This is a genomic window from Cupriavidus sp. AU9028 (assembly GCF_019795295.1).
GTDB lineage: Bacteria > Pseudomonadota > Gammaproteobacteria > Burkholderiales > Burkholderiaceae > Cupriavidus.
The window spans coordinates 136,611-158,394 of sequence record NZ_JAIMCG010000008.1 but is presented as its reverse complement, the minus strand read 5'-3'; the positions used below and the strand labels follow the sequence as shown (position 1 = coordinate 158,394).

Genomic DNA, 21,784 nt, shown 5'->3' with positions numbered 1-21,784 from the left:
CGGGACGGCAGGCGCCGGAGGATGAGTGGCTTGCATCGTCTGACTCCTAGTTGCGCTGGATGCGCGGATCGAATACCGTCTGCAGCGCATCGACCAGCAGATTGAGCAGCACGAAGAACACCGCCAGCACCAGGATGGTTCCCTGCAGCAGCGGAAAGTCGCGCTGGAAGATAGCCGAGTTCAGCAGAAAACCGGTCCCGGGCCAGGCGAACACCGTCTCGATCAGGATCGAGCCCCCGAGCAGATATCCGAGCTGCAGGCCCATCACCGACAGCGCGGTCGGCGCCACGTTCTTCACCACGTGGCGGAAGACGGCAAACTCCGACAAGCCGCGCGCGCGCAGCCCGACAATGAATTCGTTGGACAGGATCTCCGCGACCAGCGCCCGTACCGTACGGGCGACGATGCCCATCGGGATCACCGACATGGTCACCGCTGGTAACAGCATGTACTGCGCGTGCTCCCAGTCCCACCGCCAGTCGCTCGATCCTCCTGGGCCTGCGCCCGTGGCAGGCAGCCACCCGAGCAGCACCGAGAAGACGATGGCCAGCACCATGCCAAGCCAGTAGTGCGGCATGCTGACACCGAACACCGACAGGAAGGAGGCCGCGCGGTCGATCGGCGTGTCGCGCAGATAGCCGGCGACGAAGCCGAACAGGCTGCCGAAGGCGAAGCCGATCAGCGTGGCGACAAGGGCGAGGCGAACCGAATTGACGACCGCCGTCGATACCTCGGCCATCACCGGCCGGCTGGTCGCGATCGAGGTGCCAAGGTCGCCGTGCAGCGCCCGGCCGAGCCAGTGAACGAATTGCTCGGCGAAGGGCTTGTCGAAACCGTACAGCGCAGCAAGTTGCAGGCGCAGTTCCTCCGACGCGTCGGGCGGTAGCACCGACACCAGGGGGTCGCCGGGGGCGATATGCACCAGCGAGAAGCAGAGCAGCGCGACGCCGAGCAGGATCGGCACGGCGTACAGCGCGCGTCGCAGCAGATAGGACATGGCAGGCCGAGGTCAGGTAGGGGCAGCGTAACGCCCTGGAACAGGCAACACGGAAGTCGAGGCTCGCCGCCATCCGCGGCGGACCTCGACCGGTGAGACGGGGCGAGCCGTCAATCCATCGACATCGTCGCGATGTCGATGAACCAGCTTTGCGGCTGCACGACGCCCTTGACCTTCTTCGAGATCGCGCGCGGGCCGACGTCATGCGCAATCAGCACGAAGGGTGCCTCCTCGACGATGCGCGCATGCAGCTGCGCCAGCGCCGCATCGCGACCCTTCTCGTCGAACGACGTGCGAGCCGTCGCGATCAGCTTGTCGAACTCCGCATTGCTGAAGAAGCCCCAGTTGTTCGACACCGGCGGCTGCGTCTTGCTGCTGACGAAGCGCACCATGGCGAAGAACGGGTCCATCGCCGCGAAACTGACATTGATCGCATTGGCCCCATGCGCGCTCGGGTCCTTCGCGCCGATACGCCAGTTGGTGAACAGCGTGTTCCACTCCACCACGTCGAAGTCGACATCGATGAAGCACTCCTTCATGTTCTGCTGGACATACTCGTTCATCGGCAGCGGCTGCATCTGGCCGGAGCCGGACGCGGACACCTGCACCTTGACCTTCAGCGGTTTGGCGGCGGAATAGCCAGCCTCCTGCATCAGCTTGCGTCCGGCGGCAGGATCATGGCGGATGTCGAACTTGGGGTTGCCCCACCAGGGGTTGCCAGCCTCGACGATGCCCTTCGCTTCGGCCATATAGCCGCCCAGCAGCGTCTTCAGTCCGCCACGGTTCACGCAAAGATTGGCGGCCTGTCGCACGCGCTTGTCCAGCCAGGGCGAGCCCGGCGCGAACGACAGCTGCCACGGCCACACGTGCGGCTGTGCGTTGGCGTAGACCTCGAAGCCGCGACTCTTGATCTGCGCCACCGCGTCCGGCGCCGGCGCTTCGATCCAGTCCACCTGGCCCGACAACAGTGCCGCCGTGCGCGCGTTGGCCTCCGGCATCGGCAGCATCACCACCTTGTCGATCTTCGGTACGCGCTTCGGGTCCCAGTACTGGGCGTTCTTGGCCACTTCCAGCCGCTCGCGGGCCACGAAGCGCGTCATGCGGAACGGCCCCGTTCCCGACGCATCGGCGGCAAATGCCACCCATGCCTGCTTGGAGCGCTCCACCGGATCGGTGACCGAAGCCGGGACCGCCGCGAACTTCTTCTCCCAATGCGTCGGCGACGCCATGAACAGGTTGGTCAGGTTGTACGGCAGGAAGGAGTCCGGCTCGGACGTCGTCAGCTCCACCGTCATGTCGTCGATCTTGCGGGCCGAGCGCAGCGTCGGCATGCGAGAGGCGGTGACACCCACCTGGCTCGGGTCGAATTGCTTCGCCGACTTGTCCAGTACCTTGCCCACGTTCCAGACCACCGCATCCGCGTTCAGGGGCGAGCCATCATGGAAGCGAACGCCCTGTCGCAGCTTGAACACCCATTTGGTCTTGTCCTGCGGATCGACCTTCCACTCGGTTGCCAGGCCCGGAATCAGCAGGCTCGGGCCCTTGGCATTCGACAGATCCCATTGCGTCAGGCCGTCATACATCGGGATGCCCGAAAAGCGGTTGCCTTCGAAGCCCTGGTCGGGCTGACCGAGCGTGCGAGGAATGTCGGCCGCCGTCATGCCGATGCGCAGTACCTTCTCCGCATGCGCGGTGGCCGGCAAGCAGGAGAGCGCGGCCAGCGCCGCGAGCGAGAGCGCGGCCACGGGCATCGCCCATTGTGCGTTGCCGTGCGGACTCGCAGCGGACGGGGAGACAAAAGCGGAAGCGAAGCGGTTCACTGCATGACTCCTGTGGTGAGAAACCTGCGTGGATCGGCGTCCATTCGTTTGCAAGCGAAATAGCAATCGATGTGCCATGGAAAAAACGCAGAAACGGCTCCGCATTGGTGCATACGGGAATGCGATAGGCCGCCGCAGCCGGCGCGGGCACGACGCGAGCGGAGTCGGGGGGCGAGGGCGGCAGCGCAGACAGGCGAGAGGGCGCTGCGGGAGCCGAGGACCACGGGGCGAACCAGCAGCGGGGTCGCAGCGGGTTGCTCAACGTGCCTCAACGGCAAGGACGAACGGGAAAGCCATGCACCACCATGGAGGTGGTCTGCACGAAGGCGTGCATGTCGCGGCCCGCTCTGCGCGGGAACGCATGGCGGAGGGGAGGGCCAGTAGCCCTTCAGGGCAATGGCGGCCGGGCTAGATCGGGGCGGCGCGGCTCCCCCCATGCCCCACGTTCTCCCGAGTCGACGCCACTGGATTCTCGCCGCGCCATGCGCTACAATCCGCAGCCTTGTCCGAGGCCGCCCTCATCGCAGCGGCGGTCCGATGGAATCCCGCGCGGCCGGTCCGGTCCTCGCGCGGGAATCCCGTACAAGCAATCGGCGCCCGGCTCCGGGCGCTTCGGACCGCGAGGGTGGCGAAATTGGTAGACGCACCAGGTTTAGGTCCTGACGCCAGCAATGGTGTAGGGGTTCGAGTCCCCTCCCTCGCACCACCATTCTCCATCGACGCCGCATAGCCGCCGCCTGGACCTGTACAAGAGCCTTCGAGTACACCTGGACGGCCTTCCGGCGCGACCGATGGGCAATTTCCCACAGCTTCTCGCCAACTCCGCTATTTCCCGCATCAAGACAAGGCACCTTCCTGCCGTCAACCACTACATGGAGGACAGGAACATGTTGATGCACTGGGAGATGGACCCGGTCGCGGCCGTCACCGCGCTGGAAGAGGAGATGGACGTGCACCCGGGCAAGGCCGAGGCCCTGCGCAAGGCGCTGCTGCAGAACCGGGAGCCGCCGGCACGACTGTGGCGACTGCTGATGGCAGCGTACCTGTTGCAGGCGACGCCGCCGTCGGACAGCCGCCATTAAAAAGCGGAACGGGCGGCTGATAGCCGCCCGTTGAGCCAAAAGCTGTGTTTCGTCGCCGCTATGCGGCGGCGAAACACAGCGATGCTGCAGCCGCCTGTCAGGGGTGGTTGTTTACCACGAGGCTGCAGGTTCTCTCATTGGCGGCTTCCTTCGGCGCGCTGGTGGTTGTCAGGTTGATCGCAGAATGCTGAGCGGTGGTGCGCTGTCCCATCAGGGCTTCCAGCATCGCGAGCATCCGTTCTTGCGTCCTCTGGTGCTCCTCGAGCGTTTGCTTGATTTGCTGATCTTGCAAGCTTCGCTCGATCTGCTGATCCGCAAGGGTCCGTTTGACTCCATCGATTTCCGATTCAAGTCGGCGGACGCTATTGGTGTGCGCCTGCTCTAGCCGGGTGACTCTTTCGCCCAGCGTTTGCTCTAGCTGGTCCATGCGCGCATCCATGCGCTTCATCATGGCTGTGGCATACATAGTGGCTTTCTCCATGCTTTGGCGAATCTCGCAAACCAGGTCCCGGAGGGGCTTCCAGGCCGGATTCGGCGTGGTGCGCCAGTCGTAGGCGCGATTCCACAGGAACGTGACAAGCGAGGGAGACAGGGAAATGGCTGCCATGGCAATCAGTGGCACGCCAAGGGGGGGCAGACTCACGGAAACGAGAACTGCGATGATGCCGATCAGCAGGAGGATGGCTTGTGCGCCGTCCCGGATATGCCGCATCTTGCTTTCGTCCGGGATCTCCTTGCTGATCAGATTGATCAGCGTCTGCTGATCCGACTGGACTGCGTTGAGCAACTTCACCGCTTCGGCAGCCCCTCCCGGAGTATTCAGGGTATCGATTCCCTTGCAAAGGTTGTCGATGGACCGCGACAACGCCATCATTGCTTCCGCGATTCGCTGGCGAGTACCGGGAAGAATCAGGTACTTTGGGATCATCGCTTCCACATGGTCAAGCAGTGCCAGCGCCGGCTCGACGTCCACGAACCCGTACTGATGAAGATGTCCGTTCTCGTCCAACTGCGGGAACCGCATTTCGCCGCAACGCTTCAGAGCGGTACGAGTGGCTTGTACCGCCTGCCCAATAGGCGAGTCCTTCCCGGTCGTGGTTGACCCGTCCGACCGTTGGGCAGCCTCTACTCCCGCTTTGGTAATCGCCAACATGGTTTCCTCCAGACCGTGGGTCTTCGGAGAGTGTGGGCGAGCAACGGGGCGAGGATTTCAGCAAACGCGTGCCCACTTTTGCTTCTGGCAAGGAGGGCGCCGGCGGCATGCCTGTAAGCGTTGCGAAATGTAAAAGCCTGTTCGGCAACGATGGGCAAGGGCCGGGATTGCGCTGGGAGCGGTGCCCGCTTACTGCCCGGACGTGTCAGCGCGCCGCTCGCGCTTGTTGCGGTACATCTGCTGGTCGCCCTCGGCGAGAAGGTCGGCCATCAACGCATGGCGGGCCGGATCGAAACTGACCGCGCCGACGCTGAAGCGCAGCTCGTAACCGCGCTGCTGGTCACGGTTGTAGGTATCCAGGCTTTCGCGCAGTCGCTCGATCATGTTCTCGGTGCCGGCAGGCGTGGTCGCGACCAGCAGCACCACGAATTCGTCCCCGCCGATTCTGCCGATGACGTCGGTATAGCGCAGGTTCGCACGCAACAGGTTGGCGAAGCCTTGCAGGGCGCGGTCGCCCTCGGCGTGCCCGTAGCGGTCGTTGATCGGCTTGAACTGGTCCAGGTCGAAGAACAGCAGGGCGGCCGTCCACTGATGGCGGCGGCACGTTTCCAGCGCCCGTTCGCCCAGCATGGTGAAGCCGCGGCGGTTGGACAGATGGGTCAGATCGTCCATTGACGCCAGCTGCGTGGCGACCAGCTCCTGCTCCACCAGTCGCGCCAGATCGCGCAGCAGCGCCTGGTCGTGGTCGTCCATCTTGCGCGGCTTGTCATCCATCAGGCAGAGCGTGCCGACGGTGGCACCCTGACCGGCCGTCAGCGGACAGCCGGCGTAGAAGCGCACGTGGGGCTTGCCGGTGACCAACGGGCTGTCGTGAAAGCGCGCGTCCTGGGTGGCATCCGGGACCACCATCACGTTCTGTTCAAGGATGGCATGGGCGCAGAAGGAGTGCTCGCGCGGCGTTTCTCGCACGGCCATGCCATAAGACGACTTGAACCACTGGCGGTCGGCATCCACCAGGCTGACGACGGCGATGGGTACGTCGAACAGGCGCCTGGCGAGCCGGGTAATGCGGTCAAAGCGCTCTTCGACGTCGGAGTCGAGCAAGTTGAGCGAGCGAAGCGCGCTCAACCGTTGCGGCTCATTGGCCGGAATCGGGGCAGGAATCATGCAGTTCGGTGTTTCTACACTCTGTGGGCAGCGACGACACAGGTGATGCTGCCCCCTGGGCCGTGGCCACCGCCATCGGCCGATATGGTAGCCCACAACCTCGGTGCGGCGCCTCGGGGCGCCATGGGGCTACTGCTGCTCGCCTTCCAGGCTGAACCGGGCGCCGTCGTCCTGGCCGAGCAATGCGACCAGCTCGGGCAATGCGGCTTCCAGCAAGGGGCGTAGCGTATAGGGCGGATTGACGATGAACATGCCGCTGCCGTGCAGCCCGAGACCGCCGGCAACGGGATGCTTCACCGTCAGCGTGGCATGCAGCCAGCTGGCGGCCCCCAATGCCTTGAGCTGCGCCGGCAACTGGGCCGACTCCCGCCGCTGTACCTGTGGATACCAGACCGCATAGGTGCCGGTGGCGAAGCGCTCCAGGCCGTCGCGGACGCACTGCACGGTGCGCTGGTAGTCGCGCTTGTCCTCGTAGGACGGATCGATCAGCACCAGCGCCCGGCGCGGGGGCGGAGGCAAGATCGCCTTGATGCCTCCGAAGCCGTCGCCGTCGTACAGCATCACGCGGCGCCCGGCACCGCGGAAATTGTTGCCGAGCACCTGGATCTCGGTGCTGTGCAGCTCGAACAGCCGCAGCCGGTCCTGATCGCGCAGCAGTTGCCAGGCCAGCCAGGGCGAGCCCGGGTAGTGACGCAGGTTGCCGTCGGGATTCAGTTGCTGCACCTGCTCCAGGTATTCCTCCAGCAACGGCGGCATCGGCCGGCCACCGGTGCTGGCGCGCCAGGCACGCCACAATGGCCCGATACCGGTCTCGAACTCGGACTTTTTCGTCGCGTAGCCCTCGTCGAGCGCATACAGTCCGGCGCCGGCATGCGTGTCGATATACCAGAAGGCCTTGTCCTTGCGCGTCAGGTAGTCGAGCAGGTGGGTGACGATGGCGTGCTTGAGGACATCGGCATGGTTGCCGGCGTGAAAGGCGTGACGGTAGCTGAGCATGGGGACGGCAGATTCGGCGTGCCCCGGCCTGGCATCGAGGGCCGATCGGGAAGGGGCGGGGCAGGGCCGCCATGCTACCATCCGCGGCGACGCCCCGGGGGCGAAGGCGGAACCGTCCGTGCGCTCCGGAGGGCGCAAGTCACCGGTCGCCGATCCGATCTCCGCTCCCCATCTTCGCTTCCGATTCCCCCGATTACCGCCGATTCCCACCGATGTCCCGCGCCCTGGAGACAGCCGAGCCGATCCTGTCGGCCGACGGCACGCCCTATTCGCCCCGCTATGACGACGTCTATCACAGTGTCGAGGGCGGGCTGGCGCAGGCCCGGCACGTGTTCCTCGGTGGCAACGGCCTGCCGCAGCGCTGGGGCGGCCGCCATCAGTTCGTCATCGCGGAGACAGGGTTTGGCCAGGGGCTGAATTTCCTCGCCACCTGGCAAGCCTGGCGCGAGGATCCGGACCGATGCGGCACGCTGCATTTCGTCTCGATCGAGAAGCACCCATTCACCCGGGAGGGTCTGGCGACCGTGCATGCGTCGCTGCCTGCGGACCTCGCCCCGCTTGCCGCATCGCTGCGCGAGGACTGGCCCCTGCCGATCGGGGGCTTGCACCGTCTGGCGTTCGACGGCGGTGCGGTGGTGCTGACACTGGCCTTCGGCGATGTCGAGTCGCTGCTGCCGCGCTTGTCCCTGGGCGCGGACGCCTTCTATCTGGACGGCTTCTCGCCATCGCGCAACGCCGAGATGTGGCAGCCGGGCGTGATGAAGGGATTGGCCCGTCTGGCAAGGGACGACGCTACGCTTGCCACCTATACCGCCGCCGGCTTCGTGCGCCGCGGCTTGCAGGCTGCCGGCTTCGAGGTGGCCAAGGCGCCGGGCTTCGGCACCAAGCGCGATATGACCATCGCTCGATTGCCCGGCGGTCGCCGCCGGCGGCATCCCGCGCCTCTGGTCGGCAGCTGGAGCCGGCGGAAGGCCATTGTGGTCGGTGCGGGCCTGAGCGGCTGCGCGATGACGGAGCGCCTCACCGCGCGGGGCTGGGACGTCACGCTGATCGATGCCTGCGAGGGCCCTGCCGGCGTCACCTCTTCCCATCGCGCCGCGGCGATGCACCCGCATCTTTCCGTGGACGACGCGGCGCTGTCGCGGCTCTCGCGCGCCGGCAATCTGTACGCCCGGCGCTATTGGGAAGACCTGGCTCGCGCCGGTCATCCGGTGGGCTGGCACGGCACTGGCGTGCTGCAGATCGGTCGCAGCGACGAGGACGAGGTGTTGCAGAAGCAGGCGCTGGACGCGCTTGCCTTGCCGGAGGCCTTCCTGCGCTGGATGTCGGCGGACGAAGCGGCGACGGCGCATGGCGCTCCCGTGCCGCGCGGCGGCCTCTGGTTCCCGCTCTCCGGCTGGGCCGCGCCGCCGGATATCTGTGCCGCGCAACTGGCGATGGCCGCGCAGCGGGGCAGGGTGTCGACCCGGTTCGGCTGCCATGTCGCCGCGCTTCGGCGCAGCGGTGACCTGTGGGAGCTGCGCGACGATGCAGGCGGCGTGATCGCCAGCGCGCCGGTGGTGGTGCTGGCCAATGCCGATGCCGCGCTGCAACTGCTGCCGCTGGGGACGATGCCGATCCGGCGGGTCCGCGGTCAATTGACGACATTGCCGCCCGCCACGCTGCAGGCGGTCGGCGTCGGCCGGGAGCATGGCTGGCCCGACTGCGTGATCAGCGGGGCCGGCTATCTGCTGCCGCTCGACGCGCACGGCGTGGCAAGGATCGGCTCGAGCTACGAACCGGACGAGGGGCCGCTGGTGGAGCGAACGGCAACGCACGCCGCCAACCTGGCCCGCCTGTCGGCGCTGCTGCCGCCGCTGGCGCCAGCGCTGCAGCAGCTCGACCTCGCCGCGCTGCGCGGCTATGTGGGCGTGCGCAGCGTCTCCTACAACCGGCTGCCATGGGTCGGGGCGTTGCCCGATGAGGACGCCTGCGCCGTGCGCGCGGCCTCGCTGCGCGGCGCTCACCTGCGCGACATTCCGCGGCTGCCGGGCCTCTATGGCCTGCTGGCGCTGGCTTCGCGCGGGCTGACGTGGGCCGCGCTGGGGGCGGAATTGGTCGCAAGCCGCATCGAAGGCGAGCCACTACCGGTGGAGTCGGACCTGGCCGATGCGCTGGATCCCGCGCGGCTGCTGCTGCGCGCGCTACGGCATGGGGAGTTTGGCCTGGGCGCGACCGGCGACGGCGCCTCTGGCGGTGCGCCCGCCGACGTGGATTACCCGCATTCGGGGTGAAAACTGACGGAAGCGAATCAAAACCGTGCGATAATCCGCGTTTTCCGTTTGCGCGGAGTTCGCTGTTCGCGCCTGCTTGCCAGGCCTGGTGGGCGAACCGGCCACCAGCCCGTCGGGCACGCAAGCGGAGCGCTGACGAACACGACAACATTTCTGGATTGGATTGACGACCATGTCGAATGTGATTGAAAACCTCGGCAAACTGGACCGCAAGGTGACCCTGGCCATTCCGAAGGCCGAAGTCGAAAAGGAAAAGCAGGAGCGCCTGGTTCGCCTGTCGAAGACGGTGAAGATGTCTGGCTTCCGCCCGGGCAAGGTGCCGATGAAGATGGTCGAGAAGCAGTACGGCCAGCAGGTCGAATTCGAAGTGCGCTTCGACAAGGCCGCCCGCAAGTTCTTCGACATCACGCGCGAGCAGGACGTCAAGGTCGCCGGCCAGCCGAAGTTCGAGATCCGCACCGAAGGCGTGGGTGAGGACGAAGTGGCGTTCGACGCCACCTTCGAGGTGTATCCGGAAGTGAAGATCGGCGACCTGTCGGCGGCCGAAGTCACCCGCACCAAGACCGAGATCGGCGACGCCGAGATCGACAAGACCATCGACATCCTGCGCAAGCAGCGCGTCCACTACCATCCGCGCGGCGAAGCCGGCGAGCATGGCGACGGCGGCGGCGAGGCCGCGGCCCAGAATGGCGACCGCGTGACGGTGGACTTCGTCGGCAAGATCGACGGTGTCGAGTTCGCAGGCGGCAAGGCGGAAGACTTCGCCTTCGTGCTGGGCGAGGGCCGCATGCTGGCCGAATTCGAACAGGCCGCGCTGGGCCTGAAGGTCGGCGAGAGCAAGACCTTCCCGCTGTCGTTCCCCGAGGACTATCACGGCAAGGAAGTGGCGGGCAAGACGGCCGAGTTCACCATCACGATGAAGCAGATCGAGTGGGCGCACCTGCCGGAAGTGAACGAAGAGTTCGCCCGTTCGCTGGGCATCGCCGAAGGCAGCGTCGAGAAGATGCGCGCCGACATCCGCGAGAACCTGGAGCGTGAGGTCAAGCGCCGCACGCACTCGATGCTCAAGGACCAGGTGATGGAAGCGCTGCTGAAGGCGGCGGAACTGGACGTGCCGAAGGCGCTGGTCGAACAGGACCAGGAGCGCCTGGTGGAAATGGCGCGCCGTGACCTGGAACAGCGTGGCATGCCGAACGCCAAGGACATGCCGATCCCCGCCGAGATGTTCGCCGGCCAGGCCGAGCGCCGCGTCAAGCTGGGTCTGATCCTGGCCGAGATCGTCAAGGCCAATGGCCTGGAAGCGAAGGCCGACCAGATCAAGGCCGAGATCGAGGAGTTCGCCAAGAGCTACGAGGATCCGAAGGAAGTCATGCGCTGGTACTACGGCGACCAGCAGCGCCTGGCCGAGATGGAAGCCTACGTGCTGGAAAACAACGTGGTAAATTTCGTGTGCCAGCACGCCAAGGTCACCGACAAGCAGGTGTCCTTCGAAGAGCTGACCGCCGAAGGCAACGGCCCGCAAGCCGCCTGATGGCGACGCGGTGCCCTTGCCGGGGCACCGCTGCACACCACACTGGAGAACCTGCATGACCCGCAACGATTTGCTCGAACGTCTCGCCACCACCCAGGCCTCTGCGCTGGAAACCCAGGGTTTGGGTCTGGTGCCGATGGTGGTCGAGCAGTCTGGCCGGGGCGAGCGCGCCTATGACATCTATTCGCGCCTGCTGAGGGAGCGTGTGGTGTTCATGGTCGGCGAAGTCAACGACCAGACCGCCAACCTGGTGGTGGCGCAGCTGCTGTTCCTGGAGAGCGAGAATCCCGACAAGGATGTCTTCCTCTACATCAACTCGCCGGGCGGTTCCGTCTCGGCGGGTCTGGCGGTCTACGACACCATGCAGTTCATCAAGCCGGACGTGTCCACGCTGTGCATGGGCATGGCCGCCAGCATGGGCGCGTTCCTGCTGGCCGCCGGCGCCAAGGGCAAGCGCTTCGCGCTGCCCAATTCGCGGATCATGATTCACCAGCCGCTGGGCGGTGCGCGTGGCCAAGCCTCCGATATCGAGATCCAGGCACGCGAGATCCTGTACCTGCGCGAGCGCCTGAACAGCATCCTGGCGGAAGTGACCGGCCAACCGGTCGAGAAAATCGCCCGGGACACCGACCGCGACAATTTCATGAGCGGTGACCAGGCGGTCGACTATGGCCTGATCGACAAGGTGATCGCCCGCCGCCTCTAAGGCACGGGATCGCCGGAAAACCCGGCGCCGGGGAAGGGAAGCAAATGTTGCGTCTCTTTTTCCGGAAACGAACCAGCGTACACCCGAACGAGGCCTCGCGCCTCGTTTGTCGCGTTTGCCCCCACTCCGTGGTGGCCCGCCCGCTGTGCCGAAGGTTTTGGCGTATGATGCGTTTGACGCGGATCGCCCAGGCCGTCTCCGGCCCGGCACGCACCCTGCTAATGTGACTTATTCCTATGGCGGACAAAAAAGGTTCATCCAGCGAGAAGCTTCTGTATTGCTCGTTCTGCGGCAAAAGCCAGCACGAGGTCAAGAAGCTGATCGCCGGCCCGTCGGTGTTCATCTGCGACGAATGCATCGACCTGTGTAACGAGATCATTCGCGATGAAGCCGCGGGAGCCGACAAGGACGCCCCCTCGGCCGCGAAATCGGATCTCCCGACGCCGCACGAGATCCGCGACAGCCTGGATCAGTACGTGATCGGGCAGGAGCAGGCCAAGAAGATTCTTGCGGTAGCGGTCTACAACCACTACAAGCGCCTGAAGCACCTGGGCAAGAAGGACGACGTCGAGTTGTCCAAGAGCAACATCCTGCTGATCGGTCCGACCGGCTCGGGCAAGACGCTGCTCGCCCAGACGCTCGCGAGGCTGCTGAACGTGCCGTTCGTGATCGCGGACGCCACCACGCTGACGGAAGCCGGCTATGTCGGCGAGGATGTCGAGAACATCATCCAGAAGCTGCTGCAGAACTGCAATTACGAAGTCGAGAAGGCGCAGCGCGGCATCGTCTATATCGACGAAATCGACAAGATCTCGCGCAAGTCGGACAACCCGTCGATCACGCGCGACGTCTCCGGCGAGGGCGTGCAGCAGGCGCTGCTGAAGCTGATCGAGGGCACGATGGCGTCGGTGCCGCCGCAGGGCGGGCGCAAGCACCCGAATCAGGACTTCCTGCAGGTGGACACGACCAACATCCTGTTCATTTGCGGCGGCGCCTTCGATGGCCTCGAAAAGGTCATCATGCAGCGCTCGGACAAGACCGGCATCGGTTTTGCCGCGCAGGTGCAGAGCAAGGAAGAGCGGGATGCCAGCGAAGTGCTGCCGCAGACCGAGCCGGAAGACCTGATCAAGTTCGGCCTGATTCCGGAACTGATCGGTCGTCTGCCGGTGGTCGCGACGCTGTCCAAGCTGGACGAGGCGGCGCTGATGCAGATTCTGGTCGAGCCGAAGAATGCGCTCGTCAAGCAATATCAGAAACTGCTGGCGATGGAAGGCGTCGAACTGGAAATCCGGCCGGCAGCCCTGTCCGCCATCGCCCGCAAGGCCATTCGCCGCAAGACCGGCGCCCGCGGCCTGCGTTCGATTCTCGAACAATCGCTGATGGACGTGATGTACGACCTGCCGAACTACAAGGGCGTGCAAAAAGTGGTCATCGACGAGAACACGATCGATGGCGACGCGCCGCCGTTGCTGATGTACGAGGATCAACCCAAGGTGGCAGGGTCCAACTGAAGCGAACCCGGCGGCCGGCCTGGCCGCCGCCGGCTACCAGCCCCCAGGGCCGTTCGCGAGAAGCGAGCGGCTTTTTTTCGTTAATTCGCCCGGCGGTGAAAATGAAAGGCGGGTATGCTGTTTGCGCGTGTTTCTGAAGTGTCGGGGTCGTCATTTGACTGACGCTGCGATCCGATCGGCGATTGCCATCTTGTAATCGGTTCGTGCGACCCAATTTACGCCTTAAATGACTGAACGGGGAAACTGATGTCTGGAACACAACTCCTCCCGGCTGAGCCGATTCGCCTGCCACTGTTGCCGCTGCGCGACGTGGTGGTGTTTCCGCACATGGTGATTCCGCTGTTCGTGGGTCGCCCGAAGTCCATCAAGGCGCTCGAAACCGCGATGGAGTCGGGCAAGAGCATCATGCTCGTGGCCCAGAAGACGGCAGCAAAGGATGAGCCGACTGCCGAGGACCTCTATGAGGTCGGCTGTATCGCCAATATCCTGCAAATGCTGAAGCTGCCGGACGGCACCGTGAAGGTGCTGGTCGAAGGCACCCAGCGCGCCAATATCTCCGAGGTGACCGAGGACGAATCGCATTTCATGTGCGAGGCGATTCCCGTGCCGCCCGGACCGGTCGAAAGCGCGGAAACCGAGGCGCTGCGCCGCGCCATCGTTTCGCAGTTCGACCAGTACGTGAAGCTGAACAAGAAGATCCCGCCGGAGATCCTGACGTCGCTGTCGGGCATCGACGAGCCGGGTCGGCTGGCTGACACCATTGCCGCGCACCTGCCGATCAAGCTCGAGCAGAAGCAGAAGATCCTGGAAATGGTCAATGTGACCGAACGCCTGGAAAGCCTGCTGTCCCAGCTCGAAGGCGAGATCGATATCCTGCAGGTGGAAAAGCGCATCCGTGGCCGCGTCAAGCGCCAGATGGAGAAGAGCCAGCGCGAGTACTACCTGAACGAGCAGGTCAAGGCCATCCAGAAGGAACTGGGTGAGGGCGAGGAAGGTGCGGATCTCGAGGAACTCGACAAACGCATCAAGGGCGCCCGCATGCCCAAGGAGGCCAAGAAGAAGGCCGAGGCCGAGTTCAAGAAGCTCAAGCTGATGTCGCCGATGTCGGCCGAAGCGACGGTCGTGCGCAATTACATCGACACGCTGGTCAACCTGCCGTGGCGCAAGAAGAGCAAGGTCAACAATGACCTGGCGAACGCCGAGCGCGTGCTCGACGAGGACCACTACGGCCTGGAGAAGGTCAAGGAACGGATTCTCGAGTACCTCGCGGTGCAGCAGCGCGTGGAAAAGGTCAAGGCGCCGATCCTGTGCCTGGTCGGGCCTCCCGGCGTGGGCAAGACCTCGCTCGGGCAGTCGGTGGCTCGCGCGACCAACCGCAAGTTCGTGCGGATGGCGCTGGGCGGCGTGCGCGACGAAGCCGAGATTCGCGGTCACCGCCGCACCTATATCGGTTCGATGCCCGGCAAGATCCTGCAGAGCCTGACCAAGGTCGGCGTGCGCAATCCGCTCTTCCTGCTCGACGAGATCGACAAGATGGGCATGGATTTCCGCGGCGATCCGTCGTCGGCGCTGCTCGAGGTGCTGGACCCGGAACAGAACCATACGTTCCAGGATCACTATATCGAGGTGGATTTCGACCTGTCCGACGTGATGTTCGTCGCCACGTCGAACTCGCTGAATATTCCGCCGCCGCTGCTGGACCGGATGGAGGTGATTCGCCTGTCGGGTTATACCGAAGAAGAGAAGGTGAATATCACCCAGCGTTATCTGCTGCCCAAGCAGATCCGCAATAACGGGCTGAAGCAGGGCGAGATCGAGGTTACCGAAGCTGCCATTCGCGACATCATCCGCTACTACACGCGCGAAGCCGGTGTACGTTCGCTCGAGCGCGAGGTGTCGAAGATCGCCCGCAAGGTGGTCAAGATGCTGCTGCTGAAGAAGGAAACGGGCACGGTCAAGGTCGATTCGGACAACCTGGACAAATTCCTCGGCGTGCGCAAGTACGACTTCGGCCTGGCCGGCAAGGAAAACCAGGTGGGCCAGGTGACCGGTCTGGCGTGGACGGAAGTGGGCGGCGACCTGCTGACCATCGAAGCCGCGCTGATGCCGGGCAAGGGCAATATCACCCGCACCGGTTCGCTGGGCGACGTGATGAAGGAATCGGTCGAGGCCGCTCGGTCGGTGGTCCGTTCGCGGGCACGCCGGCTGGGTATCACGGACGAGATGTTCGAGAAGCGCGACATCCACATCCACGTGCCGGAAGGCGCGACGCCGAAGGACGGTCCGTCCGCCGGTATCGCGATGACGACGGCGCTGGTGTCGGTGCTGACCGGGATCCCGGTGCGGGCCGATGTGGCGATGACGGGCGAAATCACGCTGCGCGGCGAGGTGCTGCCGATCGGCGGTCTGAAGGAGAAGCTGCTGGCGGCCCACCGGGGCGGCATCAAGCTGGCGCTGATTCCGGAGGAGAACGTCAAGGATCTGGCCGACATCCCGGACAACGTCAAGAACAGCATTGAAATCGTGCCGGTCCGCTGGATCGACAAGGTGCTGGAGCTGGCGCTGGAGCGCAAGCCGGAGGCGCTGCCTGAAGAGGTGGCCAGCCCGGCCGAAGTGAAGGACAAGGGCGCGCCGACGCACGAGATGATCCATCACTGATCGCTGGCGGCGTCATCGCTGGGCAGGTGAAAGAACCGCAGGGCTTGCCCTGCGGTTTTTTTTCGGCCGGGCCTGGCAGTGCAGAAAAATTGCGAAGTCCGCTTGGCAAATCGAAAGCCGCTGTATTACACTTGCGGCCTCGCAGCGCAAACGGCGGTCAAACAGCAACAAGCGATCGAAACGTGCGCAGCGATGCAGTGTCAGCCGGACGGCGCAGGGTCATTGGCGCCGTTACCGCGCGAACGTAATTCCGTGCGGGTGCTTAGCTCAGCTGGTAGAGCGGCGCCCTTACAAGGCGTAGGTCGGGGGTTCGATCCCCTCAGCACCCACCAGCCGCAGGAAGCGTTTTCGAGGTCCGGCACGCCGCATCGTGCAGCAGCGAGACCGACAGCGGAGTGGTAGTTCAGTCGGTTAGAATACCGGCCTGTCACGCCGGGGGTCGCGGGTTCGAGTCCCGTCCACTCCGCCACGAATTTCGCGCAGCGTCACCTTGAACAGGGACGCCTGCAGCGCCAGACAGCCGCCCTCGGGCGGCTGTTTGCTTTTGGGCGATCGGCTGGCATCGAGAGAGCGGGTACGGGGCCCGCGCCTGCTAGAATCGCGAAGTTTGTCTTCCGTTCCAATTTCTCTACCGAGTCCGCATGCTTGATTTCGTCCGCAACAACCGGCGCCTGATGCTCCTGCTTCTGCTGGTGCTGGTGTTCCCGTCGTTCGTGTTCTTCGGCGTGGAGAGCTATTCGCGCTTCATGGACAGCTCGCAGGATGTCGCCAAGGTCGGCGACCGCACCATCACGGCGCAGGACGTCGACAACGTGCTGCGCGAGCAGTCCGAGCGGATGCGGCAGATGCTGGGCAACGCCTACGATCCGCGCCAGTTCGAGGGCCCCGAGGCGCGCCAGGCCGTCGTCGATCAACTGGTGTTGCAACGCGTGATCGCCAATGAGGTCGAGCGTCAGCATCTGACGGTGTCCAACGAGCGCCTGTACGAAACGATCAACGGTATCCCGGCGATTGCCCAGCTCCCGCGCAAGGCGGATGGCTCGGTGGACGACAAGGCTTACCTGGAGCTGCTGGCAGCCCAGGGGATGACCCCGGAGCAGTTCGACGCCCGCTTGCGCTACGACCTGGCGCAGCAGCAGCTGGGGCAGTCGGTGGGCGCGACGGCCATCATGCCCAAGTCGCTGCTGGACCGCCTGATCGCCGTTCGCGACCAGCAGCGCCAGGTGCAGCCGCTGGTGATCAACGCTGCCGCCTTTGCCGCCAAGGTCAATGCCGATGAAGCGGCGCTGAAGGGCTGGTATGAACAGCACAAGCAGCGCTTTGCCGTGCCCGAGCAGGCCAGGGTCGAGTACGTGGTGCTGTCCGCCGATGCGCTCGCCGCCGGCATTACCGTCACGCCCGAGCAGCTGAAGTCCTACTACGACAGCAACGCCTCGCGCTTCGGCACCGAAGAGCAGCGCCGCGCCAGCCATATCCTGATCTCCGCGCCGAAGGATGCACCGAAGGCGGAGCGCGACGCCGCGCGCCAGAAGGCCGAGGGCCTGCTGCAGGCGGTGCGCCAGCAGCCGGACACCTTCGCCGACGTGGCGCGCAAGCAGTCGCAGGATCCGGGCTCCGCGCAGCAGGGCGGCGACCTGGGCTTCATGGGCCGCGGCGCGCTGGTCAAGCCGTTCGAGGACGCGATGTTCTCGCTGAAGGACGGGCAGATCAGCGATCTGGTGGAAACGGACTACGGCTTCCACATCATCAAGCTGACGGGCATCCAGCCGGCGCAGACCCGGCCGCTGGAAGCGGTGCGGGGGGAGCTGGAGAAGGAGCTGCGCCACCAGCTGGCGGTCAAGCAGTTCAACGAGCAGGCGGACGCGTTCGGCAATCTGGTCTACGAGCAGGCGGACAGCCTGAAGCCGGCCGCCGAGCGCTTCAAGCTGACGGTGCAGACCGCCGATAACGTGACCCGCACGCCGAACCCGGCGCTGGGTGCCGCCAATCCAGTCAACAACGAGAAGGTGCTGGCGGCGCTGTTCAGCGACGACTCGCTGCGCAACAAGCGCAATACCGAGGCAATCCAGGTTGCGCCGGAAACGCTGGTGGCAGCACGGATGGTGGAGCATCGCCCGGCCAGCGTGCAGCCGTTCGAGGCGGTGCGCGAGCAGGTTCGTACGGCCTACGTGGCGGAGCAGGCGGCCCAGTTGGCACAGAAGGACGGCGAAGCGCGCCTGAAGGCATTGCGCGAGGGCGGTGCTGCAGAGGGCTTCGGCGCCGAGGTGACGGTGTCGCGCCGTGCGGCGGGCAATCTGCCGCCGAAGGCCGTGGAAGCGATCCTGCGTGCCGATGCCGCCAAGCTGCCTGCGGTGGTAGGCGTGGATCTGGGTGCGCAGGGTTACGGCATCTATCGCATCACCAAGGTGACGCAGCCCCCGGCCGCCAACCCGGCCGAGCGCCAGGCCGAAGCTGGCCAGCTTGCCCAACTGGCCGGTCAGGCGGAGCTGGAGGCGTTCTACCAGAGCCTGAAGGCGCGTTCGGAGGTGGAGATGCTGAAGCCGGCGGCTCAACCGGCCGGGGACGCGCAGGAAGGGGGCGAGACCCAGGGCCAGGCCGGCTGATCCCGGCAGAAGGGGGCCAGGGCCGCAATGCCGGGGCGGTGACGCGGGGCGGCCCCGCCCCGGTGTTCAGCGCCTGCTCGCGCTCGACTTGAGCAGGGGCTCGAGTTGCGGCCAGACGGTGTCGAGCAGGGTCTTCTGGGCCTGTGCGGTCGGATGGACACGGTCGGACTGGAACCAGTCCGGCCGGCTCACGATGCCCTCCAGCAGGAACGGCACCAGCGGTACCTTCGCTTCGCTGGCCAGCCGCGGATAGATATTGAAGAAGCGCTCGGTATAGTCCTGCCCGTAGTTCGGCGGGATACGCATGCCGACCAGCAGCACGCGGGCCTTGGCCTTCTGCGAACGCTGCACCATCTCGCGCAGGTTGGCCTCCGTGTTCTGCAGCGGCAAGCCGCGCAGGGCGTCGTTGGCGCCCAGTTCCACCACCACCACCTCGGGCTTGTGTCGCGCCAGCAGATCCGGCAGGCGGGTCTTGCCGCCGACGGTGGTCTCGCCGCTGATGCTCGCATTGACGACGCTATAATCGAACCCTTCGGCCCGCAGGCGGTCTTCCATTAACTTGACCCAGCCGGCGCCGCGGGCGATGCCGTATTCCGCCGACAGGCTGTCGCCAAGTATCAGGATCGCGGGAGCCGCTGCCTGCGCCTGCTTCGGTACCGCCAGGCCGGGCAGCGCCAGCCCCATCAGGGTGCCGAGCGCGATGCCGCGCCACGCCATTCCGATTTTGCGCCAAAGACCGTTCGGGAAACGCTTGCTCATGTCCTCATCCATTCTTGCTGTCCAGTCGTTGGGAAAGACCGTGACAGACGCGTCGGGTTCGCTGACCATTCTGCACGACGTGTCCTTTTCCGTCACCCCGGGCGAGACGCTCGCCATCGTCGGGGCGTCTGGCTCGGGCAAATCCACGCTGCTGGGCTTGCTGGCCGGGCTCGATCTGCCAAGCGAGGGCAGCGTGACGCTGCACGGCAAGGATCTGTTCGCCATGGGCGAGGACGAGCGCGCGGCGCTGCGGGGCCAGCATGTCGGCTTCGTCTTCCAGTCGTTCCAGCTGGTCGGACATCTGACTGCGCTGGAAAACGTGATGCTGCCGCTGGAGTTGCGCGGTGAGACGGCGCAGGTGCGCGAGCGTGCGCAGTCGATGCTGGAGCGCGTCGGCCTTGGCAGGCGCCTGTCGCACTATCCGCGCACGTTGTCGGGCGGCGAGCAGCAGCGTGTCGCACTGGCACGCGCCTTCGTGACGCGTCCGGACATCCTGTTCGCCGACGAGCCGACCGGCAGCCTGGACACGGCGACGGGCGAGGCGGTGATCGCGCTGATGTTCGAGCTGAACCGCGACGCGGGCTCGACGCTGGTGCTGGTGACGCACGACCGCTCGGTGGCGGCACGGTGTGGCCGCATCCTGACGATCGAGGCGGGCAGGGTGGCTTCGGACGAGTGGATGGGGGCGGAGGTTTGAGGGGGCGTTGAGAGGAGGCGGGCGCTCGCTGGCCCTCTCCCCGGCCCTCTCCCGCAAGCGGGAGAGGGGGAACACCGACGCCGTTTGGCACTCTGCTGGTTCGCTCCCCTCGCCCGCTTGCGGGAGAGGGGCCGGGGGAGAGGGCAGGGACGCTACTTCAGCACCGCCCGCGCCCGCTCGATCAGTGCGCTGGTCGATGCGTCGTGGCTGCCGGCCTCGCCGCCGCTCAGTTCCGCCTCGATCGGCCTGGCCAGCAGCTTGCCCAGCTCCACACCCCACTGGTCGAACGAATTGATGTTCCACAGCACACCCTGCACGAAGGTGCGGTGCTCGTACAGGGCGATCAGCGCGCCGAGCGAGCGTGGGGTGATGTTGTCCATCAGCAGCATATTGCTGGGCCGGTTGCCCTCGAAACGCATATGAGGGATGCGGGCGGGGTCGAGCACACCGGCCCGGCGCAGTTCTTCCTCGCTGCGCCCGCGCATCAGCGCTTCGGCCTGCGCGAAGCAGTTGGCAAGCAGCTTGGCGTGATGACCCGGCAGCGAGCGCGGCGTGGACAGCGGCGCGATGAAGTCGACCGGAACGATCTGCGAGCCCTGGTGGATCAGCTGGAAATAGGCATGCTGGCCGTTGGTGCCGGCGGTACCCCAGACCACCGGCGCGGTGTCGCCACGGACCGGCTCGCCGTCCAGCTGCACCGACTTGCCGTTGCTCTCCATCTCCAGCTGCTGCAGGAAGGCGGGAAACAGCTCCAGCACGGTGGAGTAGGGCGCGATGCAGGCAGTGGGCATGCACCAGACGTTGCGATACCAGACCCCCAGCAGGCCCAGGATCACGGGCATGTTCTCCGCCAGCGGCGCCGAGCGGAAGTGCTCGTCCATCTCGCGGCCGCCGGCGAGCAGCGCCTCGAAGGCATCGTGGCCCAGCGCCAGCGAAATCGACAGCCCTACCGCAGACCATAGCGAGAAACGTCCGCCGACCCAGTCCCAGAACTCGAACATGTTGGCCGGATCGATGCCGAACGCGCGCACGGCATCGGTATTGGTCGAAACGGCGACGAAATGGCGCGACAGACCATCCTCCGGCACGCCGCGGTCCACGAACCACTGGCGCGCGCTATGGGCGTTGGCCATCGTCTCCAGCGTGGTGAAGGTCTTCGAGCAGACGATCACCAGCGTGCGCTGCGGATCGAGCGCGGCCAGCGTTTCGGCCAGCTCGGTGCCATCGACATTGGAGACGAAATGCAGACGTGGACCCTTGCCGGTGCCGCTGACGCTCAGGTGCGCCAGCGCGCGGCAGACCATGCGCGGTCCGAGGTCGGAGCCGCCGATGCCGAGGTTGATCACGTCGGTGATCGGCTGTCCGCCGTGGCCGCGCCAGTTGCCGTCGCGGATCTGTTCCGAGAACGTGCGCATGCGCGCGAGCACGGCATGCACCTGCGGCATCACCGGCTTGCCGTCGGCCCGGTAGTCGGCATCCGGGCCGGCGCGCAGCGCCATATGCAGTGCCGCGCGGCGCTCGGTGACGTTGACGAGCTCGCCGGCAAACAGCGCGTCGCGCCGTGCCGGCAGGCCAGCCTCGATGGCCGCCTGCAGCAACAGGCCGATGGTCTCCTCGATGATGCGGTTCTTCGAGTAGTCCAGGTACAGCCCGGCTGCCTCGAGGGTAAAGCGCGCTACCCGGTCCTCGCCCTGCGCGCCATCGAACCAGTCGCGCATCCGCAACGAGCGGATGGTGCGGTGGTGCTGCAGCAGGCGGGGCCAGACGGGCAAGTCATTGAGCATCGGGAAAACAGGCTGGATTTGCGACGGCCTAGTATAGCCGCCGGCCC

The 21,784-nt window shown here is 65.6% G+C and carries 15 protein-coding genes and 3 tRNA genes; 11 read left to right on the top strand and 7 right to left on the bottom strand.

The genetic code is table 11. The annotated features are described in order from the left end of the window. Positions 1–46: 46 nt before the first annotated feature. Both K6V06_RS11215 and K6V06_RS11210 read right to left on the bottom strand, forming a co-directional pair. A complete protein-coding gene (locus tag K6V06_RS11215; protein ID WP_222243349.1) occupies positions 47–997 on the bottom strand; it encodes an ABC transporter permease in 951 nt (316 codons plus the stop codon). A gap of 110 nt (positions 998–1,107) precedes the next feature. Next, complete coding sequence (locus K6V06_RS11210; RefSeq protein ID WP_222243541.1) at positions 1,108–2,748, bottom strand: ABC transporter substrate-binding protein; 1,641 nt, start codon at positions 2,746–2,748, stop codon at positions 1,108–1,110. Between the two features lie 688 nt (positions 2,749–3,436). Here K6V06_RS11210 and K6V06_RS11205 point away from each other — a divergent pair. Continuing rightward, positions 3,437–3,523 (top strand) — tRNA-Leu (locus tag K6V06_RS11205). 181 nt (positions 3,524–3,704) lie between these two features. After that, positions 3,705–3,899 carry a hypothetical protein gene (locus tag K6V06_RS11200; protein WP_222243347.1) on the top strand — a complete coding sequence of 65 codons (195 nt, stop codon included), beginning with the start codon at positions 3,705–3,707 and terminating at the stop codon, positions 3,897–3,899. A 97-nt stretch (positions 3,900–3,996) separates the two neighbouring features. Here the strand turns inward: K6V06_RS11200 and K6V06_RS11195 are convergent, their stop codons facing one another. The 3 genes from K6V06_RS11195 to K6V06_RS11185 all read right to left on the bottom strand — a co-directional run bounded on the left by K6V06_RS11195 (position 3,997) and on the right by K6V06_RS11185 (position 7,215). Further along, positions 3,997–5,052, bottom strand: coding sequence for a hypothetical protein (locus K6V06_RS11195; RefSeq protein WP_222243345.1), 1,056 nt, complete (start codon positions 5,050–5,052; stop codon positions 3,997–3,999). Between the two features lie 189 nt (positions 5,053–5,241). Further along, positions 5,242–6,219: a diguanylate cyclase gene (locus tag K6V06_RS11190; protein ID WP_222243343.1), complete on the bottom strand. Its 978-nt coding sequence runs from the start codon at positions 6,217–6,219 to the stop codon at positions 5,242–5,244. Between the two features lie 129 nt (positions 6,220–6,348). Continuing rightward, positions 6,349–7,215: a 23S rRNA (adenine(2030)-N(6))-methyltransferase RlmJ gene (locus K6V06_RS11185; RefSeq protein WP_222243341.1), complete on the bottom strand. Its 867-nt coding sequence runs from the start codon at positions 7,213–7,215 to the stop codon at positions 6,349–6,351. A 212-nt stretch (positions 7,216–7,427) separates the two neighbouring features. On the opposite strand from K6V06_RS11185, the gene mnmC reads away from it, so the two are divergent. The 8 genes from mnmC to K6V06_RS11145 all read left to right on the top strand — a co-directional run bounded on the left by mnmC (position 7,428) and on the right by K6V06_RS11145 (position 18,497). Continuing rightward, complete coding sequence (gene mnmC, locus K6V06_RS11180; protein ID WP_222243339.1) at positions 7,428–9,488, top strand: bifunctional tRNA (5-methylaminomethyl-2-thiouridine)(34)-methyltransferase MnmD/FAD-dependent 5-carboxymethylaminomethyl-2-thiouridine(34) oxidoreductase MnmC; 2,061 nt, start codon at positions 7,428–7,430, stop codon at positions 9,486–9,488. Positions 9,489–9,660: 172 nt separating this feature from the next. Then, on the top strand, positions 9,661–11,019 hold the full coding sequence (tig, locus tag K6V06_RS11175; RefSeq protein ID WP_222243337.1) for a trigger factor: 1,359 nt from the start codon (positions 9,661–9,663) through the stop codon (positions 11,017–11,019). 55 nt (positions 11,020–11,074) lie between these two features. Then, positions 11,075–11,725, top strand: a complete 651-nt coding sequence (clpP, locus tag K6V06_RS11170) for an ATP-dependent Clp endopeptidase proteolytic subunit ClpP (RefSeq protein WP_222243336.1) — start codon at positions 11,075–11,077, stop codon at positions 11,723–11,725. A gap of 236 nt (positions 11,726–11,961) precedes the next feature. Then, complete coding sequence (gene clpX, locus K6V06_RS11165) at positions 11,962–13,236, top strand: ATP-dependent Clp protease ATP-binding subunit ClpX (RefSeq protein WP_222243334.1); 1,275 nt, start codon at positions 11,962–11,964, stop codon at positions 13,234–13,236. Positions 13,237–13,482: 246 nt separating this feature from the next. Beyond that, on the top strand, positions 13,483–15,894 hold the full coding sequence (gene lon / locus K6V06_RS11160; RefSeq protein WP_222243332.1) for an endopeptidase La: 2,412 nt from the start codon (positions 13,483–13,485) through the stop codon (positions 15,892–15,894). A 256-nt stretch (positions 15,895–16,150) separates the two neighbouring features. Further along, positions 16,151–16,226: transfer RNA gene (locus K6V06_RS11155), tRNA-Val, on the top strand. Between the two features lie 60 nt (positions 16,227–16,286). Further along, positions 16,287–16,363: transfer RNA gene (locus K6V06_RS11150), tRNA-Asp, on the top strand. A 172-nt stretch (positions 16,364–16,535) separates the two neighbouring features. Beyond that, positions 16,536–18,497 carry a SurA N-terminal domain-containing protein gene (locus tag K6V06_RS11145; RefSeq protein WP_222243330.1) on the top strand — a complete coding sequence of 654 codons (1,962 nt, stop codon included), beginning with the start codon at positions 16,536–16,538 and terminating at the stop codon, positions 18,495–18,497. A gap of 66 nt (positions 18,498–18,563) precedes the next feature. On the opposite strand, the gene K6V06_RS11140 is transcribed toward K6V06_RS11145, so the two are convergent. Beyond that, positions 18,564–19,256, bottom strand: a complete 693-nt coding sequence (locus tag K6V06_RS11140) for an arylesterase (protein WP_222243328.1) — start codon at positions 19,254–19,256, stop codon at positions 18,564–18,566. Here K6V06_RS11140 and K6V06_RS11135 point away from each other — a divergent pair. Continuing rightward, the gene (locus K6V06_RS11135; RefSeq protein ID WP_222243327.1) at positions 19,255–19,953 is read left to right on the top strand and encodes an ABC transporter ATP-binding protein; all 699 of its coding nucleotides are present in this window, start codon (positions 19,255–19,257) and stop codon (positions 19,951–19,953) included. The two genes, K6V06_RS11140 and K6V06_RS11135, sit on opposite strands and share 2 nt — an antisense overlap. 152 nt (positions 19,954–20,105) lie before the next feature. Here the strand turns inward: K6V06_RS11135 and pgi are convergent, their stop codons facing one another. Next, on the bottom strand, positions 20,106–21,737 hold the full coding sequence (gene pgi, locus K6V06_RS11130) for a glucose-6-phosphate isomerase (protein WP_222243325.1): 1,632 nt from the start codon (positions 21,735–21,737) through the stop codon (positions 20,106–20,108). Positions 21,738–21,784 lie beyond the last annotated feature (47 nt).

Coding starts and splice junctions, on each gene's coding strand:
- K6V06_RS11135 (WP_222243327.1), top strand. CDS start 19,255: ATGTCCTCATCCATTCTTGCTGTCCAGTCGTTGGGAAAGACCGTGACA.
- K6V06_RS11195 (WP_222243345.1), bottom strand. CDS start 5,052: ATGTTGGCGATTACCAAAGCGGGAGTAGAGGCTGCCCAACGGTCGGAC.
- clpX (WP_222243334.1), top strand. CDS start 11,962: ATGGCGGACAAAAAAGGTTCATCCAGCGAGAAGCTTCTGTATTGCTCG.
- K6V06_RS11140 (WP_222243328.1), bottom strand. CDS start 19,256: ATGAGCAAGCGTTTCCCGAACGGTCTTTGGCGCAAAATCGGAATGGCG.
- K6V06_RS11190 (WP_222243343.1), bottom strand. CDS start 6,219: ATGATTCCTGCCCCGATTCCGGCCAATGAGCCGCAACGGTTGAGCGCG.
- K6V06_RS11185 (WP_222243341.1), bottom strand. CDS start 7,215: ATGCTCAGCTACCGTCACGCCTTTCACGCCGGCAACCATGCCGATGTC.
- tig (WP_222243337.1), top strand. CDS start 9,661: ATGTCGAATGTGATTGAAAACCTCGGCAAACTGGACCGCAAGGTGACC.
- K6V06_RS11210 (WP_222243541.1), bottom strand. CDS start 2,748: ATGCCCGTGGCCGCGCTCTCGCTCGCGGCGCTGGCCGCGCTCTCCTGC.
- pgi (WP_222243325.1), bottom strand. CDS start 21,737: ATGCTCAATGACTTGCCCGTCTGGCCCCGCCTGCTGCAGCACCACCGC.
- K6V06_RS11145 (WP_222243330.1), top strand. CDS start 16,536: ATGCTTGATTTCGTCCGCAACAACCGGCGCCTGATGCTCCTGCTTCTG.
- lon (WP_222243332.1), top strand. CDS start 13,483: ATGTCTGGAACACAACTCCTCCCGGCTGAGCCGATTCGCCTGCCACTG.
- clpP (WP_222243336.1), top strand. CDS start 11,075: ATGACCCGCAACGATTTGCTCGAACGTCTCGCCACCACCCAGGCCTCT.
- K6V06_RS11215 (WP_222243349.1), bottom strand. CDS start 997: ATGTCCTATCTGCTGCGACGCGCGCTGTACGCCGTGCCGATCCTGCTC.
- mnmC (WP_222243339.1), top strand. CDS start 7,428: ATGTCCCGCGCCCTGGAGACAGCCGAGCCGATCCTGTCGGCCGACGGC.
- K6V06_RS11200 (WP_222243347.1), top strand. CDS start 3,705: ATGTTGATGCACTGGGAGATGGACCCGGTCGCGGCCGTCACCGCGCTG.